This window comes from Enterococcus sp. DIV1682a (assembly GCF_051711005.1).
GTDB lineage: Bacteria > Bacillota > Bacilli > Lactobacillales > Enterococcaceae > Enterococcus_B > Enterococcus_B hirae.
In genome coordinates this window covers 2,094,934-2,111,649 of the sequence record NZ_JBIOLT010000001.1, presented here as the reverse complement: position 1 = coordinate 2,111,649, position 16,716 = coordinate 2,094,934, and the positions used below count along the sequence as shown (strand labels likewise).

Sequence of the window (16,716 nt, the reverse complement as noted above, 5' to 3'; positions counted from 1 at the left end):
CTTTAATTGAAATAAAATTGTAAGATTTTGAAAGCAAGATGAAACATTACCATGCTATAATGGTGAGAGACTGAGAAAAGATATGGAGAGAACGCCATGATTGAAATGAAGGATGTCATGAAAAAGTACTCAAATGGTACGACTGCAATCCGAAATTTATCGGTTGTTATCGATCAAGGAGAGTTCGTTTATGTAGTTGGTCCATCAGGGGCTGGGAAATCTACATTCATCAAATTGATGTATCGAGAAGAAAAAGCGTCAAAAGGAACCTTAAATGTTGCTGGTCATGATTTAATGGCAATCAAAAACAAAGATGTTCCTTACTTACGCAGAGAAATCGGGGTAGTTTTCCAAGACTACAAACTGTTGCCGAGAAAAACAGTTTACGAAAATGTCGCTTATGCGATGCAAGTAATCGGTAGAAAACCACGAGATATCAAAAAACGTGTGATGGAAGTGTTAGATCTTGTTGGATTGAAACATAAAGTGCGTGTTTTTCCAAGTGAGCTATCTGGTGGGGAACAGCAACGGGTATCGATTGCCCGTGCAATCGTAAATACGCCGAAAGTATTGATTGCTGACGAACCTACAGGAAATCTAGATCCGGAGAATTCTTGGGAGATCATGAAGTTATTGGACCGAATCAATGCTCAAGGGACAACGGTCGTTATGGCAACCCATAACAGTACGATCGTGAATACAATTCGTCATCGAGTGATCGCCATCGAAAATGGACGAATCATACGTGACCAAGCGGAAGGGGAATATGGATACGATGATTAGAACCTTTTTCCGACATTTATTAGAGAGTATCAAGAGTTTAAAGCGTAACGGTTGGATGACTGTCGCTTCAGTGAGTGCCGTGACGATCACATTAACATTAGTTGGGGTGTTCATGGCTGTGATCATGAATGCAACGAAACTAGCCGAAGATATCGAAGGCAACGTAGATGTTTCTGTTTTCGTTGATATTGGCACGAATGAAAAAGATATGAAGACTCTTGAAAAACAATTAAAAGAGATTGATCACGTCAAAAGTGTCAAATTCTCAAGTAAAGACCAAGAGTTGAAAAAGATCCAGGATGCTATGGGGAATTCATGGAGTTTATTTGAAGGAGATAACAACCCGTTATATGATGTTTATGTCGTTCAAACGTCAGAACCTTCTTATACGAAACAAGTATCTCAAGAAGCCGGAAAATTAGCGAATGTTTCTCGCGCGGATTACGGTGGAACGTCTTCAGATAAAATTCTTAAGCTTGCAGGAACCGTTCGAACATGGGGCTTAGCTGCAGCAGCATTATTATTGTTTATTGCAATGTTTTTGATTTCAAATACAATCAGAATCACGATCTTATCTCGCCAAAAAGAAATTCAAATCATGCGATTAGTTGGTGCCAAAAACGGCTACATTCGTTGGCCATTCTTTTTAGAAGGTGGCTGGATTGGTTTGATCGGTGCAATTATTCCGGTATTGCTGATTACATTTGGGTACCAAGAAGTATTCCGAATGCTTAACCCTTCATTATTGCGCTCCCACTATTCCTTGATCCAACCACAGGATATCGTGTGGAAAATCAACGCTTTGATGGCTGGGATCGGAATCATTATCGGTTCATTAGGATCAATTATTTCGATGAGAAGATTCTTGAAGTTTTAATTCATTTCCATCGTTTCACCATATGAAAGGATGGAACGAGTTGTTTCAAGAAGATCCAACAACTTTAAAGTTTAAATGGATGATTCAATGAATCAGCAGACAGAAATTCATTTTTCTGTCTGCTTTTTTAGTTGAGATTGGGACAAAACTCGTCTCAGTATCTTCTAGTATCTCTGAAAACGAATAAACGGCGTTCAAGAAGCAACTCCTCAACAATAAGCGAGGAGCTAAACGCTTCTTTCACGACCTCTTGCTAAACGGCGTTCAAACATCAGCTCCTTGAAATAAGCCTGAATTTTTCAAAACATGAGAAGCTGTTTCAAAAAATTCTTTCTTATTGTCATCAGAGCTACCCGATGTTTTCACGACCTCTGATTCACGGTGAGACAAAAGCAGCATCTTCGGAAAATTTGCCGAAATTTACCAAAAATTTGAGAAGCATCAAGTAGGTAACAATCAACATCAAAAACTAGTTTTTGTGTTTCTTGTCAATTTTCGGAAATTCCTTCTTATTTCTTGATGCTAAACACTTTTGTCTCAACCTTTTTGTAAAACGCTATCATTTTTTTGTCTCATAATATAAAATAAAAAAATAATATCAAGTAAATGATCAATAGGAGGAACGATGTTACCATCAATAATAACAGTAGAGAAACTTATGGAAATAATCGAGTTACCAAAGGAAGTGCAACATGAGCTAACACAAGTCATTTCACAATTAGAAGAAAATGAATTAATTACTAGTGGAAAACGGTTATTGGAAGTAACCAAGGCAGAGGATGAAGCCAAACGATTGTCCGAAGTGTATCAAGGAGAGACCATCAAAGAACTAGCTTTTCATCTTTATGCAGCAAGTATGAGTTGGGAACGTGTTTATTTGCCACGTCAAATCCCTTTTGAGATATATCAAGAGACTATGCATGCGTTCACACGTTTTTTAGAAGAATCTAAGAGAATCAATCATTTCTATCAATTTGATCGAGGTTTTTGGACATGGCGCTTTATTTGTGGGTTGGAATTTAGAATCAACCAATTAGAATTTGAGATGGTGACACCTCCTCATAAAAATAAAGTCCCTGAATTAGCAGAGAAAGGCTACATCTCCATTCATATTCCATCGGATGCTGATATGACTTATTCCATCATTGCTAAAAATTATGCAGAAGCAAAAAAATTTATTACGAAGTATTTTCCAGACTATCGCTCAGCGTCTTTTATTACAGATACGTGGTTGTTGTCTCCTAAATTGAAAGATTGGTTAAAGCCAGATGCAAATCTAAATTTATTTGCGAACGATTACCAAATTTTATTGTCAGAACCAAATAAAAACGAAGGTGTATTTTGGATTTTCAATACGATTTCTTCCGATGTTACGAGTTATCCGGAGAAGACTTCCCTTCAAAGAGCAGCAAAAAAAGAAATGTTACAAGGAGGTCATATCGGTTCAGCAGTAGGTATTTTAATTCATTGAGATCATTATCTGTCTGATACTTTCACTTTACTTTAAAAAACATCTCGGCTATTCTTAAGTAGGTGTAAAAGTGAAGAGGTGAGCCATGAGAGTAGTTGTTGATAATTTTTTTACGATCATCTTAATTGCGAATATCTTATTATCAATTGTCATTGTTTTTCGTGAACGAAAAGAAACCGCTCAGACATGGGCATGGTTGTTAGTATTAATGTTTATTCCGATTGTCGGTTTTCTTTTATATATCTTTTTTGGCAGAGGTATTTCACAAGACAAGATCTTTGATTTGAAGATCCAAGGGAAAATCGGGAAGAACTTGGAAATTGAAGAAGACAAACAAGCCTTGATGCGAGGACTTTATCCGCATCCACCAACAGGACAAGTTGATGTCAAGCAACTAATCTATATGCTGACAGTGTTTGAAAGTACATTGTACACAACTGGAAATGAAGTGACTTTATTTACGGATGGACGAGAAAAATTTGATGCATTGATTGAAGACATTAAGCAGGCAAAAGATCATATCCATCTACAATATTATATTTATCGGGGCGATGCTCTGGGTAAGGAAGTGCGTGACGCCCTGACTGAAGCAGCTCAAAGAGGGGTCAAAGTCCGAGTATTATTAGATGCTTGGGGGTCTACCCAAGTAAATGCAAAATTTTTCCACGAATTACAGGTAGCTGGTGGTGAAGTCGCTTTTTTCTTTCCACTATTTGTCCCTTATATCAATCCACGAATCAATTATCGAAACCATCGGAAAATCGTTGTCATTGATGGGAAAATTGGTTATACTGGTGGATTCAATGTAGGAAACGAATATTTAGGAGAAGTTTCAAAGTTTGGTTATTGGCGAGACAATCATTTGCGAATCTATGGGGAAGCAGTTTATACGCTACAAAATCGTTTCTTGATGGATTGGAACTCGCAGCACGTGAAAGAAGTCAGCTATGCACCAAAATTTTTCCCAAAAATTGATTCTGTAGGCACTTTAGCACTTCAAATCGTCACAAGTGGCCCAGATTCTGAGCATGAACAAATCAAATTGACTTATTTAAAAATGATTTCATTAGCAAAAAAAGAAATATTGATTCAAACGCCTTACTATATCCCAGATGAATCCATTCATGAAGCATTGAAATTAGCCTTGCTTTCTGGTGTCAAAGTTCAGATTCAGATTCCCAATAAACCTGATCATCCGTTAGTCTATTGGGCAACTTATTCTTTTGCAGCAGAACTAATCGAATATGGTGCAGTGATCGAAACCTATGAAAATGGGTTTATCCATGCTAAGACCATGATCATTGACAGTGGAATAGTTTCAATTGGTTCAGCAAATATTGATGTCCGTTCATTCAAATTAGACTTTGAAGTGAATGCGTTGATCTATGATGAAGGAATGGCGACTCACGTAAGAAAAGCTTTCTTTGCTGATTCAAGAAAGTCACAACTGTTAACCAAAGAACGCTATGAAAATCGAGGATTTATCATCAAATTAAAAGAAGGTTTGGCACGATTGATCTCGCCATTATTATAATTGCTACTTCCATTTAATCAAAAAGGACATGAGGGAGGCGTCTAAGACGTCAGCTCATGTCCTTTTTCTGTCGGGGCCATTTCTGTAAACTGTCAGAAATGGAGAAAGCGTCTCACAGGAACAAAACTAACTTTGGGGTACTTCTTGTTTTTGGGGAAAGCAAGAAATAAGTTAGATAATGTTTGATAAAGAGACACATTTCAAAGCCAGTATAGCATAGAATAACCTAATGAGATAGTGTTTTTTTATTAATAATCATTATTTTTGTTATTTTATAATTTTAATTCGTTTTCAAGTATTTTGTTAAATGTTAAAATGAACTTACTTTAGGACTGAAGGAGATTTCTAAATGAAAAAATTAAAATTACTTTTACCAATAATAGGATTAACTATTCTTTTATCAGGTTGTTCAAAATGGATCGATCGAGGAGAATCCATTACAGCTGTCGGGTCTTCCGCATTGCAACCATTAGTTGAAACAGTCGCTGAATCTTTTCAGGCTGCAAACCCTGGGAAATTCATCAATGTCCAAGGAGGAGGAAGTGGAACTGGATTATCTCAAGTCCAATCTGGAGCAGTAGATATCGGGAATTCTGATTTATTTGCGGAGGAAAAATCTGGAATCGATGCATCTGCTTTAGTTGATCATCGGGTGGCTGTAGTTGGGATCACACCGATCGTTAACAAGGAAGTGGGCGTTAAAGACATCTCAATGGAAAACTTACGGAAGTTATTTACGGGTGAAATCACCAACTGGAAAGAACTTGGCGGGAAAGACCAACCAGTGGTTATTTTAAATCGTGCATCAGGAAGTGGGACACGTAGTACTTTTGAAAAATGGGTCCTTGATGGAGAAACGGCGATTCGTGCGCAAGAACAAGATTCAAGCGGAATGGTGCGACAAATCGTTGCAGATACTCCAGGAGCAATTAGTTATGTCGCTTTCTCATATGTAACCAACGATGTGGCTACTTTGAGTATTGATGGTGTAGAGCCAACCGATGACAACGTTACGACCAATAAATGGATCATTTGGGCTTATGAACATATGTATACAAAAGATCAACCAAAACAGTTAACGAAAGAGTTTTTAAACTACATGCTATCAGAAGAAGTTCAAAATAATATCGTAGGTGAATTAGGTTATATTCCGGTTTCACGTATGCAAGTAGAACGTGATTGGGAAGGAAATATTGTAAAATAATCATCTTTACACAATCTTTACAAACTTCGCATAAATTTTACATGTTATTAAACTCAAATTGATGTTCGCTTTGTACACTGTATAAGTATGTTAAACCTTACTGGGGGGGAATCATCTGTGGAAGATGTGAAAAAAGTATTATTAACAAAATCAAAACGTTCAAAAATGGAGCAGCGTGGTAAATTCATCAGCTTCTTATGTATCGCCTTGATCGTTCTAGTAGTAGTAGCCATTTTTTATTTTGTTGCAAGTAAAGGATTAGCGACCTTTTTCGTTGATAAGATCAACGTATTTGATTTCTTGTTTGGAACGAATTGGAATCCTGGACAAATTGGTGCGGATGGTAAACCGATGGTCGGGGCATTACCAATGATCGCTGGTTCGTTTATCGTTACTTTTTTATCTGCGATCATCGCGACACCTTTTGCCATCGGTGCAGCGGTCTTCATGACAGAGATATCTCCAAAAAATGGCACAAAAATCTTGCAACCAGTTATTGAACTATTAGTTGGTATTCCATCTGTTGTTTATGGTTTTATTGGATTATCAGTCATCGTACCATTTATCCGAAACATTTTTGGCGGAACTGGTTTTGGTATTTTAGCTGGGACATTTGTTTTGTTTGTCATGATCTTACCAACTGTGACGACTATGACAGTCGATGCCTTAAAAGCTGTGCCGCGTCATTATCGTGAAGCATCATTAGCTTTAGGAGCTACACGTTGGCAAACGATCTATAAAGTCGTTTTACGAGCTGCTGTACCAGGAATCTTGACAGCCGTTGTATTTGGTATGGCACGTGCATTTGGTGAAGCATTAGCGATCCAAATGGTCATCGGGAATGCTGCCTTGATGCCAACAGGATTAACAACTCCTGCTTCAACATTGACATCGATTTTAACAATGGGGATCGGAAATACGATCATGGGAACAATTGAAAACAACGTGTTATGGTCATTAGCTTTGATCTTGCTATTGATGTCATTAATCTTTAATATCGTGATCCGAATGATTGGTAAGAAAGGGGCATTGAAATAATGAACGCAAAACGCTCTGATAAAATCGCAACAGGAGTCCTTTATGCAATATCGGGAATTATTGTATTGATCTTAGCTGCGTTACTTTTATATATTTTAGTTCGAGGAATTCCTCATATCTCTTGGTCATTTTTAACTGAACCATCAAAAGCCTATCAAGTAGGCGGCGGAATCGGTATCCAATTATTTAACTCGATTTATTTATTATTGATCACGATGATCATCAGTTTTCCGCTTTCTTTAGGAGCCGGTATTTACCTTTCGGAATATGCTGGTAAAAACTGGTTGACTGATGTTATCCGTACTTCAATTGAAATATTAAGCTCATTACCATCTGTAGTCGTTGGTTTGTTTGGCTTTTTAGTTTTTGTTATCCAATTCCAGTATGGCTTCTCCATTATCTCTGGGGCACTAGCTTTAACAGTTTTTAACTTACCTCTATTGACGAGAACGGTAGAAGAATCTTTACAAGCGGTGCATTACACACAGCGTGAAGCAGGACTTGCATTAGGTTTGTCACGTTGGGAAACAGTGATTCGTGTAGTTGTACCCGAGGCAACTCCAGGGATTTTAACAGGAGTCATTTTAAGCTCAGGAAGAATTTTTGGGGAAGCAGCAGCTTTGATCTATACAGCTGGGCAAAGCGCGCCTGCACTTGATTTCTCAAACTGGAATCCATTGAGTGTCTCTAGTCCAATCAGTATTTTCCGTCAAGCTGAAACACTAGCTGTTCATATTTGGAAAATCAATACGGAAGGAACGATGCCAGATGGCGTATCAGTATCTGCTGGAGCATCTGCGGTCTTAATTATCGCAGTATTACTATTCAATTTTGGTGCTCGTGCGATTGGTAAACGTTTATACCGGAAAATGACTTCAGCTTAAGGAGAAGAAGTAAGATGAAAGAATATAATTGGAATGAAAGAAATATCATCACAATGGGTCAAGAAAAAGAAATTGCCCTTTATACAGATGATCTTCATGTTTGGTACGGTGACAACGAAGCGATCAAAGGTGTTGATCTGGAATTTGAAAAGAATAAGATCACAGCTTTGATCGGTCCTTCTGGCTGTGGTAAGTCTACTTATTTACGTTCGTTGAATCGGATGAATGATGGGATCGCAAATACTAAGGTGACTGGTAAAATCATGTACAAAGATGTCGATATCAATGCACCACAAATTGATGTCTATGAGATGCGTAAGCGAATCGGAATGGTTTTCCAACGACCAAATCCATTTAGTAAATCAATCTATGAAAATATCACGTTTGCATTGAAGCAACATGGCGAAAAGAACAAGAAGAAATTAGATGAGATCGTTGAGACCAGCTTGAAACAAGCCGCATTATGGGATCAAGTAAAAGATAGCCTGGATAAAAGTGCTTTGGCCTTGTCAGGTGGTCAACAACAACGTTTATGTATTGCACGTGCGATTGCGATGAAACCGGATATCTTGTTATTAGATGAACCAGCCAGCGCACTTGATCCGATTTCTACTGGGACAGTGGAAGAAACATTAGTGAATCTAAAAGATGATTACACGATCATCATTGTGACCCATAACATGCAACAAGCAGCTCGTATCAGTGACTACACTGCCTTTTTCTACTTAGGAAAAGCGATCGAATACGATAAAACGAATAAGATATTTACTAGACCAAAAATTAAAGCGACCGAAGATTATGTATCGGGTCATTTTGGGTAAGACGGAGGATTCGTTATGACAAAAGAAATTATCTCATCAAAAGATCTTCACTTATATTATGGAAAAAAAGAAGCGTTAAAAGGAATCGATCTAAGCTTCAATCAAGGCGAAATCACAGCGATGATTGGTCCTTCTGGCTGTGGTAAATCAACTTATCTACGCTCATTGAATCGAATGAATGATTTGATACCGAGTGTGACGATCACTGGAAGTGTCCTGTATAAAGGAAAAGATATCTATGGCCCTAAAACGGACATTGTTGAATTGCGTAAAGAAATCGGAATGGTCTTCCAACAACCAAATCCTTTTCCCTTTTCGATTTACGAAAATGTAATCTATGGGTTAAAACTAAAAGGCGAAAAAGATAAAAAAGTCCTTGATCAAGTAGTCGAAGAAAGTTTAAAGGCTGCATCTGTGTGGGATGATGTCAAAGACAAACTGCATAAAAGTGCCTTATCCTTATCAGGTGGTCAACAACAACGGGTATGCATTGCAAGAGTGTTAGCCGTCAATCCAGAAATTATTTTGTTAGATGAGCCAACTAGTGCGCTTGATCCTGTTTCTACTGGGAAAATTGAAAGCATGCTCTTGGAATTAAAGGAAAGATATACTATGATTATAGTTACGCATAATATGTCACAAGCTTCACGGATTTCTGATAAAACAGCCTTTTTCTTAGATGGGAATTTAATTGAGTTCAATGATACGAAAAAAATCTTTATGACTCCAGAAAAACAAGAAACGGAAGACTATATCTCAGGGCGATTTGGATAAGGAGGAAACGAAATGTTACGTACACAGTTTGAAGAAGAACTACTTAACCTTCATAATCAATTTTATGAGATGGGGATGATGGTAAGTAGTGCAGTGCATAAATCAGTTCGTTCTTATATCAAACATGATAAAGCACTTGCACAAGAAGTGATCGAAAATGATATTAAAATCAACGACATGGAAACACGTTTAGAGAAAAAAAGTTTTGAAATGATTGCTTTGCAACAACCAGTGACTACAGACTTACGGATGATTATTACCGTGATGAAAGCTAGTTCTGATTTGGAACGAATGGCAGATCATGCGGTTTCAGTTGCCAAATCAACGATCCGTGTGAAAGGTCAAACCAGAATCCCAGAGATCGAAAAAGAAATCTCTGATATGTCTGATTATGTCAAAAAAATGGTGGACAATGTATTGGTTGCTTACGTCAAAACGGATGAAAAAGATGCTCGAACGATCGCAAATATGGATCAACGGGTCAATGATTATTTCAATCGCATCTACAATGCAACGATCAAAAATATGCAGTCTGATCCAGAAACAGTCATCAGTGGGACAGATTATCTAAATGTTGCCAGCTACTTAGAACGGATTGGCGATTATGTAACGAATATTTGTGAATGGATCGTGTATCTAGCTACAGGAAAAATCACCGAATTAAACTCAAATCATAACGAAATTTTCTAACTCTTGAAGATTGGAAAGTAACGATCAACGTGTGAGTTATAAGAAATAAGCCGAAAAATTCCAAAATAGGAAATATCCTAGGAATTCTTCGGTTTTTTTGTAACTTGAAGACTTAGAGTGAATATTGCTGACTTCTCTGAGAGAAAAAGGTCAAGACTAATTGTCATTTGTATAATCGAAATTCAGCGACTAGTCTTTGTTTTTTCAACTCGTTCAATTATAATAAGAGCATAGAGATGAAAAGGAGTGAAAGAAGATGAAATTTGTTGAGCAAGATTTTGCTTATTATGAGCGCACAATCAAAAGAATGTATCAAAGTTATTATTGGAAGCGAATTCTAATCTTAGCATTCGTACTCGTGATTGTTCTGGCTTATACAGGCATCTTTCAGGAACATTTGCTTTATAATGTTTTACTGATGATAATCATTGCTGGGGGAGGTATTTATCTTTATCTGCAAAAACAAAAATTTCCAGAGGTCTATCAAAAATATCTAGAGATAAATCAACCAGAAGCAAAAATCGTTAAGATCCAAGAAGCAGAGTATAGCTATAATGATCTTGAAGACAAGAGTGTCAGGATTAACAAAACTGGTATGCGTAATTTGCCGTCAAGGAATAAACAGTATACATTGATGGTTGGATTCTCCAAGTCCTTTTTTCCGCGTGAACCACTTCAAATTGTTTATTATGATATGCTTGAACTAACCTATGAAGAAAAGTTTCGTTTGAAGCGAAACGGCTATCATTCAATGCCACGTTTTTTGCGTCGGTTTACATTTAGTAATTTAAAAGAAAGCATTGGGAATATGGGACGTTTTATTGTCGGAAATATATTTTTACTAGTTATCCTGTTTCGTGTTATACGCTATTTATGGTCATTTATCCAATTGCTTTTTTAATATCCATAATATTCATACATAATTCATAAAAAATTAGAAAACAATATTTCTTGCCATAAAAAGGGAAAGAAATATTGTTTTTAAAGCATTATTGGCTGGTTCAATGGGAAGTAAATCGTTCAGTAACTCAAGTTGGAGAAAAAGTTACAACTTAAGTCCTATGACTTTTTCTACCATTCCGTGCATAATATGAATGTAAGGAAAAGCTTGCAAACTATATTTGCTTAAGGAGGCAATTTCCATGAAAGAAAGAGAACGTATTTTAGACTTAGTTAAAAAAGGGATCCTTTCCACTGAAGAGGGCTTAGATTTATTAGAAAGCATGGCAACTGAGAAAGATGAAAAGCAAATCGCAAAAGAAGCAGATAAAGTAACTGCTAGTCATAAAGAAAAAGATCAAGCAACTCAATTGATCGATGAATTGGAAAATGGCACATCAGAAGAAATCCATTTTAATGCCGATCCAAAACAAAACGAAAAAGAAGATCAAGAAAATTTGGAACGTATCTTAGATGAGTTAGCAACACAAGCCAATCAAACGTCGGCTCATTTAGACGAAGTGAATGAAAAGTTAGCACAAAATAAAGCGGCACGCAATGACAAACAGGAAACATTGATGCAGCTGAATACCAAAGAAGAATTGGATGAACTAACAGAAGATGAGCTTCTCCAAAGAAAGACTCTTGAATCTGAGATCAAGGAATTAGAAGCTGCGAGTGAACAATTAACAGAAGAACAATTGAAACTAGAAGCAGAATTAAAAGATATTCGCAAAAACCAATGGACAGAAAAGAAAGAAACAATTGCTGATAAATTTGAGTTACCAGATGACTGGAAAGAACAAGCCAACGATACATTGAACCAAGTTGGAGAAAAAATGTCTGAAGCTGGTTCTCAGCTAGGCAAGTTTTTGCGGAAGACATTCCAAACGGTATCGGAAACAGTTAATGAAAACATGGAATGGAAAGATGTCAATCTCCGTGTACCAGGTATCGCAACGACAAAATTTGAACACGAATTTTATTATGAAGCACCTGCAGCAAGTATTCTTGATATCAAAGCTGCAAACGGAAATGTCACATTGAAAACTTGGGAAAGTGAAGATGTGAAAGTTGAAGCTAAAATCAAATTATACGGTAAAATGAATGCAGAACCATTCGAGGCATTCTTAGAACGTAGTCAAATTGAAGTCAATGATGAGCATGTCTCATTCCAAATTCCAAATAAACGTGTACGTGCGGATCTAGTCTTTTATTTACCAAAACGAGTATATGACCATACAGCAATCAAATTGTTAAATGGGAATATTACGATTAACGACTTAGAAGGTAAAGATGTGTACACCAAATCGACAAATGGAAATATCGTCATTCAAAAATTACAAGCAACCATGCTTGAAATTGAAGGCGTTAATGGGAATATCGATGTTCAATCAGGTGCAATCTTAGATTCGATCATCGAAACAGTGAATGGTACGGTCACTGTAGGAACAACCCCTGAAAATCTTTCCGTTTCTCTCGTTAATGGGGATGTACGGTTGACAATGAAAGAAGAACATTTGAAAAAAATTGAAGCAAGTTCAGTCAATGGCAATGTCAAAGTAGCTTTACCAACAGGAATTGGCATGGAAGGTAATGCGAAAACAAGTTTAGGCAGCATCAACAGCCGCCTGACTGATTATGAAGTAATCCGTGAAAAAAAAGAACGGACCAATCAATTACTACAGTTCCGTCGTCTCTCTGAAAATGAAGTAGCTAGAATCCAATTATCGACTACGACTGGTAGTATTTATTTAAAAGATACGGATCAATAAAGTAATCAACCGGTGAGTTAGCTTATTCTAACAATCGAAAGCAGGATTGATAAGTGGGATGTACGTTCACTATTAAACGATGATACTTGGTCATTCGTTCCTTTAACGAGGAAAAGCAAAAATCTTTGGAGAAAAAGTGTAGTGAGAATGAACAGTTTATCTATTGTCACACTCTTTTTCTTCCATTAAAATGAATAGAACAGAGGTGAAAGTAAAATGAAAAGAAAATTGACAAAATCAAATAAAAATATTGTTTTGACTGGTACATTAGCTGGGATTGCAGAATATCTTGGAATTGATCCAACGGTAGTTCGTGTGATCTATGTATTCCTAAGCTTAGTGGCATTTGGAAGTCCAGTTATCTTATATATTTTATTGGCTTTGCTCATCCCTTCTGGACGAAACAAACAGACTCGTTATGGGCATGAAAACCAATATTATCAAAATAATAATTATCATCATGAACAAACAAAAAAACGTAAAGAGGCGGAAAAAGTCAATGATGACGAATGGAGTGACTTCTAATGTCTTATCTTCAGCGCCTCATCGTGAATACGTTGACGTTCATCTCTCTGGCAGTGATTTTTCCGACGATGATTTATGTAGATAGTATTTGGACAGCTATTTTAGCAAGTTTCGTATTGTCCATCTTGAATATGTTCATTAAACCTATTCTAACAATTTTATCACTACCATTCACTTTAGTGACACTGGGCTTGTTCACATTTGTCATCAATGCGGCAATCTTGAAGATGACTTCCTTTTTTGTTGGAGCATCTAATTTTAATTTTGCTTCCTTTGGATCAGCTTTTTTGATTGCTGTGATCATGTCAGTGGTGAATATGATTGTCAGTGAACACAATAGTAGAAGGTAAACGTGAACAATCGATAATGACTAAAAGGGTACATCCATGGGAAATGTTTTAAATTCCCTGGTTGTACCTTTTTGCTTTGTTTTATAAAAAAAGTGAATTTAAAATAAAAACGTTTTTTTTATTTGGTAGTACTTTTTGTCAGACAATGATAAAATGGGAAGGAACACTCTAATAGAAATGAGGTAGCACGAATGGCAGAAGTTGTGAAAGTAAGCCAATTAGTAGAAAAATTATCATTAGAAATAGTGACTGGTGATGAAAAGAGTTTGGAGCGTGTTATCGTAACTGGTGACATCTCAAGACCTGGTTTAGAATTGACCGGTTATTTTAATTATTATTCACATGATCGTTTACAATTGTTTGGGAGCAAAGAGATTAGCTTTGCTGAACGGATGATGCCGGAAGAAAGACTGATGATCATGAGAAGATTGTGCAGTGAGGATATGCCAGCATTCATTATTTCTCGGGGGCTTCCAGCTTCTGAAGAAATGATTCAAGCAGCCAACGAATACGGTATGGCTGTCTTACGTTCACCAATCTCCACATCCCGTTTGCTTGGAGAATTATCTAGTTATTTAGATGGTCGTTTAGCTCCTAGAACGAGCGTTCATGGTGTGCTAGTCGATGTTTATGGGTTAGGTGTACTCATTCAAGGGGATAGCGGAATTGGTAAGAGTGAAACCGCATTAGAATTAATCAAACGTGGTCATCGCCTGATTGCTGATGACCGAGTAGATGTTTATCAACAAGATGAACTGACAGTCATTGGTGAACCACCAAAAATCTTAGAACACTTGATAGAGATCAGAGGGATCGGAATCATTGATGTCATGAACTTGTTTGGAGCAAGTGCTGTCCGTGGTTCAATGCAAGTGCAGTTAGCCGTTTATTTAGAAGCCTGGGCGAAGGACAAAAAATATGATCGACTAGGTTCTGAAGATACTTCTGTGGAAATTGCAGAAGTGGGGATTCCACAAATAAAAATACCTGTCAAAACTGGACGAAACGTGGCCATCATCATCGAAGTGGCAGCAATGAATTTCCGAGCAAAAACGATGGGATTTGATGCAACAAAAACGTTTGAAGAAAGATTAAGTCGTCTGATCGAAGAAAATTCAGGGGCACAATAGCAAGGAGTGGAAACATGATAGCGCAAATCGATCGGGTAGCGTTCAATCTTTTAGGAATACCAATTTATTGGTATGCTTTGATCATTGTATCGGGAATAATTATAGCCATGTGGCTAAGTAGCCGTGAAGCCGTACGAGTTGGCTTAAAATCTGAGGATGTCACTGATTTTATGTTGTGGGGATTGCCACTTTCAATTATTGGCGCACGGTTGTACTATATTTTATTTGATTTACCACAATATATAGCTGATCCTATTCAAATATTCAATATCCGTTCTGGCGGGTTAGCTATTTATGGTGGATTAATCGCAGGTGCCATTACTTTATACTTCTTTACCAAATACCACTTTATTTCCATGTGGACATTTTTAGATATAGCAGCACCAAGTGTCCTACTCGCTCAAGCAATTGGGCGCTGGGGAAATTTTATGAATCATGAAGCTTATGGCCCTGTCACGACGAGAATCTTTTTAGAAAATCTTCATATCCCAAGATTCATAATTGATAATATGTACATTGAAGGTTTTTATCGTCAACCTACCTTTTTATATGAATCCGTTTGGAGTTTGATTGGCTTTATCCTACTCCTATTTTTAAGAAACAAAAAGCATTTACTGAAAAAAGGAGAAGTTTTACTTGTTTATGTGATGTGGTACAGCTTCGGGCGCTTTTTTATCGAAGGATTACGGACAGATAGTTTATACTTCTTAGGTGTTATTCGTATCTCCCAATTGTTGTCAGCCTTTTTATTCGTTGGGACAATTATTCTGTTTATCTGGCGTAGAAAAAAAGGAAATTTACCAGATTACGATCGCACTTTTGGTAAAAATCAAATGATTATCTAATTTACAGAGCTAAAAAAATGAAAAAAATAGCAGGAGTGGTAAAATGAAATATAGGGTGGCAGTCTTAGGAGCTGGCTCATGGGGGACAGCTCTTGCGCAAGTTCTTGCTGAAAATGGACATGATGTTCGCCTATGGGGACATCGTCAATCGCAAATAGACGAGATCAACCAACAACACACCAATCAAAAATATTTACCCGACTATCATTTGTCAACGTCAATCCGTGGTTTTAGTGAGTTGGAACAGGCAGTTCAAGATATTGATGCCTTGTTATTCGTGATTCCGACACGAGCCATTCGCTCTGTAGCACAAGAGGTGGTCACTAAATTGAATACCAAGCCTGTAATCATCCATGCAAGCAAGGGGCTAGAACAGGAAACACACAAACGGATCTCAGAAATTCTTTTAGAAGAGATTCCGAGTGACAAACGTCAATCCATTGCTGTTTTATCTGGTCCGAGTCACGCAGAAGAAGTAGCAAATCATGACATTACTACGATCACAGCTGCTAGCACAGATCAAAAAACAGCTTCCTTTGTCCAAAGGTTATTCATGAATCATTATTTTAGGATTTATACCAACCCTGATGTGATTGGGGTTGAAATGGGGGCTGCATTGAAAAATATTATTGCTCTTGGTGCAGGAGCAATCCACGGATTAGGTTTTGGGGATAATGCAAAAGCTGCTATTATGACTAGAGGTTTAGCTGAAATCAGTCGTTTAGGTGTTGCGATGGGTGCCAACCCATTGACTTTTATTGGTCTTAGTGGTGTGGGTGATTTGATCGTTACTTGTACTAGTATCCATTCGCGAAATTGGCGAGCGGGCAATTTGTTAGGTAAAGGGCATGAACTGTCAGAAGTATTGGAAAATATGGGGATGGTTGTGGAAGGTGTCCATACGACAAAAGCCGCAAAAGAACTTGCTCAGCAAGTAGGTGTAGACATGCCAATCACTCAAACAATTCATGAAGTACTTTATGAAAATAAAAATGTACAAATTGCGGCAAGAGAAATCATGTTGCGAGATGGAAAAAAAGAAAATGAATTTTCACGATTAATTTTTTAGAGGAGAG

At 37.3% G+C, this 16,716-nt stretch carries 17 protein-coding genes; all 17 read left to right on the top strand.

From position 1 onward, the window contains the following. The first annotated feature begins 96 nt into the window (after positions 1 to 96). Positions 97 to 783, top strand: coding sequence for a cell division ATP-binding protein FtsE (gene ftsE / locus IGJ23_RS09645; protein ID WP_010718569.1), 687 nt, complete (start codon positions 97 to 99; stop codon positions 781 to 783). Next, positions 776 to 1,660, top strand: a complete 885-nt coding sequence (gene ftsX / locus IGJ23_RS09640) for a permease-like cell division protein FtsX (protein ID WP_278250225.1) — start codon at positions 776 to 778, stop codon at positions 1,658 to 1,660. Before ftsE ends, ftsX begins: the two co-directional genes overlap by 8 nt. Before the next feature lie 625 nt (positions 1,661 to 2,285). Continuing rightward, a complete protein-coding gene (locus tag IGJ23_RS09635; protein ID WP_438774896.1) occupies positions 2,286 to 3,131 on the top strand; it encodes an acyltransferase domain-containing protein in 846 nt (281 codons plus the stop codon). An 85-nt stretch (positions 3,132 to 3,216) separates the two neighbouring features. Then, positions 3,217 to 4,665 carry a cardiolipin synthase gene (gene cls, locus IGJ23_RS09630; RefSeq protein ID WP_010718567.1) on the top strand — a complete coding sequence of 483 codons (1,449 nt, stop codon included), beginning with the start codon at positions 3,217 to 3,219 and terminating at the stop codon, positions 4,663 to 4,665. Positions 4,666 to 5,014: 349 nt separating this feature from the next. Further along, entirely contained in the window at positions 5,015 to 5,869 is an 855-nt protein-coding gene (locus IGJ23_RS09625; RefSeq protein WP_240274205.1) for a phosphate ABC transporter substrate-binding protein PstS, read from the top strand. 117 nt (positions 5,870 to 5,986) lie between these two features. Continuing rightward, on the top strand, positions 5,987 to 6,907 hold the full coding sequence (pstC, locus tag IGJ23_RS09620; protein ID WP_010718565.1) for a phosphate ABC transporter permease subunit PstC: 921 nt from the start codon (positions 5,987 to 5,989) through the stop codon (positions 6,905 to 6,907). Beyond that, positions 6,907 to 7,791, top strand: coding sequence for a phosphate ABC transporter permease PstA (gene pstA / locus IGJ23_RS09615; protein WP_010718564.1), 885 nt, complete (start codon positions 6,907 to 6,909; stop codon positions 7,789 to 7,791). The genes pstC and pstA overlap by 1 nt, the downstream gene beginning before the upstream one ends. Before the next feature lie 14 nt (positions 7,792 to 7,805). Next, the gene (pstB, locus tag IGJ23_RS09610) at positions 7,806 to 8,612 is read left to right on the top strand and encodes a phosphate ABC transporter ATP-binding protein PstB (RefSeq protein WP_010718563.1); all 807 of its coding nucleotides are present in this window, start codon (positions 7,806 to 7,808) and stop codon (positions 8,610 to 8,612) included. 15 nt (positions 8,613 to 8,627) lie between these two features. After that, entirely contained in the window at positions 8,628 to 9,386 is a 759-nt protein-coding gene (gene pstB / locus IGJ23_RS09605; RefSeq protein WP_010718562.1) for a phosphate ABC transporter ATP-binding protein PstB, read from the top strand. 12 nt (positions 9,387 to 9,398) lie between these two features. Continuing rightward, positions 9,399 to 10,076, top strand: a complete 678-nt coding sequence (phoU, locus tag IGJ23_RS09600) for a phosphate signaling complex protein PhoU (protein WP_010718561.1) — start codon at positions 9,399 to 9,401, stop codon at positions 10,074 to 10,076. Positions 10,077 to 10,332: 256 nt separating this feature from the next. Beyond that, positions 10,333 to 10,977 carry a hypothetical protein gene (locus IGJ23_RS09595; RefSeq protein ID WP_034699165.1) on the top strand — a complete coding sequence of 215 codons (645 nt, stop codon included), beginning with the start codon at positions 10,333 to 10,335 and terminating at the stop codon, positions 10,975 to 10,977. 241 nt (positions 10,978 to 11,218) lie between these two features. After that, the gene (gene liaX, locus IGJ23_RS09590) at positions 11,219 to 12,790 is read left to right on the top strand and encodes a daptomycin-sensing surface protein LiaX (protein WP_010737970.1); all 1,572 of its coding nucleotides are present in this window, start codon (positions 11,219 to 11,221) and stop codon (positions 12,788 to 12,790) included. Between the two features lie 216 nt (positions 12,791 to 13,006). Further along, on the top strand, positions 13,007 to 13,315 hold the full coding sequence (locus IGJ23_RS09585; RefSeq protein ID WP_010718558.1) for a PspC domain-containing protein: 309 nt from the start codon (positions 13,007 to 13,009) through the stop codon (positions 13,313 to 13,315). Beyond that, positions 13,315 to 13,665, top strand: a complete 351-nt coding sequence (locus tag IGJ23_RS09580) for a phage holin family protein (RefSeq protein ID WP_010737969.1) — start codon at positions 13,315 to 13,317, stop codon at positions 13,663 to 13,665. Before IGJ23_RS09585 ends, IGJ23_RS09580 begins: the two co-directional genes overlap by 1 nt. 191 nt (positions 13,666 to 13,856) lie before the next feature. After that, positions 13,857 to 14,795 (top strand): HPr(Ser) kinase/phosphatase, encoded by a 939-nt coding sequence (gene hprK, locus IGJ23_RS09575; protein WP_010718556.1) that lies wholly within the window; start codon positions 13,857 to 13,859, stop codon positions 14,793 to 14,795. A 14-nt stretch (positions 14,796 to 14,809) separates the two neighbouring features. Further along, complete coding sequence (gene lgt / locus IGJ23_RS09570; RefSeq protein WP_010718555.1) at positions 14,810 to 15,640, top strand: prolipoprotein diacylglyceryl transferase; 831 nt, start codon at positions 14,810 to 14,812, stop codon at positions 15,638 to 15,640. 43 nt (positions 15,641 to 15,683) lie between these two features. Then, positions 15,684 to 16,709, top strand: a complete 1,026-nt coding sequence (locus IGJ23_RS09565; RefSeq protein WP_438774895.1) for an NAD(P)H-dependent glycerol-3-phosphate dehydrogenase — start codon at positions 15,684 to 15,686, stop codon at positions 16,707 to 16,709. Positions 16,710 to 16,716: the final 7 nt, after the last annotated feature.

Coding starts and splice junctions, on each gene's coding strand:
- IGJ23_RS09585 (WP_010718558.1), top strand. CDS start 13,007: ATGAAAAGAAAATTGACAAAATCAAATAAAAATATTGTTTTGACTGGT.
- IGJ23_RS09635 (WP_438774896.1), top strand. CDS start 2,286: ATGTTACCATCAATAATAACAGTAGAGAAACTTATGGAAATAATCGAG.
- IGJ23_RS09565 (WP_438774895.1), top strand. CDS start 15,684: ATGAAATATAGGGTGGCAGTCTTAGGAGCTGGCTCATGGGGGACAGCT.
- cls (WP_010718567.1), top strand. CDS start 3,217: ATGAGAGTAGTTGTTGATAATTTTTTTACGATCATCTTAATTGCGAAT.
- lgt (WP_010718555.1), top strand. CDS start 14,810: ATGATAGCGCAAATCGATCGGGTAGCGTTCAATCTTTTAGGAATACCA.
- phoU (WP_010718561.1), top strand. CDS start 9,399: ATGTTACGTACACAGTTTGAAGAAGAACTACTTAACCTTCATAATCAA.
- hprK (WP_010718556.1), top strand. CDS start 13,857: ATGGCAGAAGTTGTGAAAGTAAGCCAATTAGTAGAAAAATTATCATTA.
- IGJ23_RS09625 (WP_240274205.1), top strand. CDS start 5,015: ATGAAAAAATTAAAATTACTTTTACCAATAATAGGATTAACTATTCTT.
- IGJ23_RS09580 (WP_010737969.1), top strand. CDS start 13,315: ATGTCTTATCTTCAGCGCCTCATCGTGAATACGTTGACGTTCATCTCT.
- pstB (WP_010718563.1), top strand. CDS start 7,806: ATGAAAGAATATAATTGGAATGAAAGAAATATCATCACAATGGGTCAA.
- ftsX (WP_278250225.1), top strand. CDS start 776: ATGATTAGAACCTTTTTCCGACATTTATTAGAGAGTATCAAGAGTTTA.
- ftsE (WP_010718569.1), top strand. CDS start 97: ATGATTGAAATGAAGGATGTCATGAAAAAGTACTCAAATGGTACGACT.
- IGJ23_RS09595 (WP_034699165.1), top strand. CDS start 10,333: ATGAAATTTGTTGAGCAAGATTTTGCTTATTATGAGCGCACAATCAAA.
- pstA (WP_010718564.1), top strand. CDS start 6,907: ATGAACGCAAAACGCTCTGATAAAATCGCAACAGGAGTCCTTTATGCA.
- liaX (WP_010737970.1), top strand. CDS start 11,219: ATGAAAGAAAGAGAACGTATTTTAGACTTAGTTAAAAAAGGGATCCTT.
- pstB (WP_010718562.1), top strand. CDS start 8,628: ATGACAAAAGAAATTATCTCATCAAAAGATCTTCACTTATATTATGGA.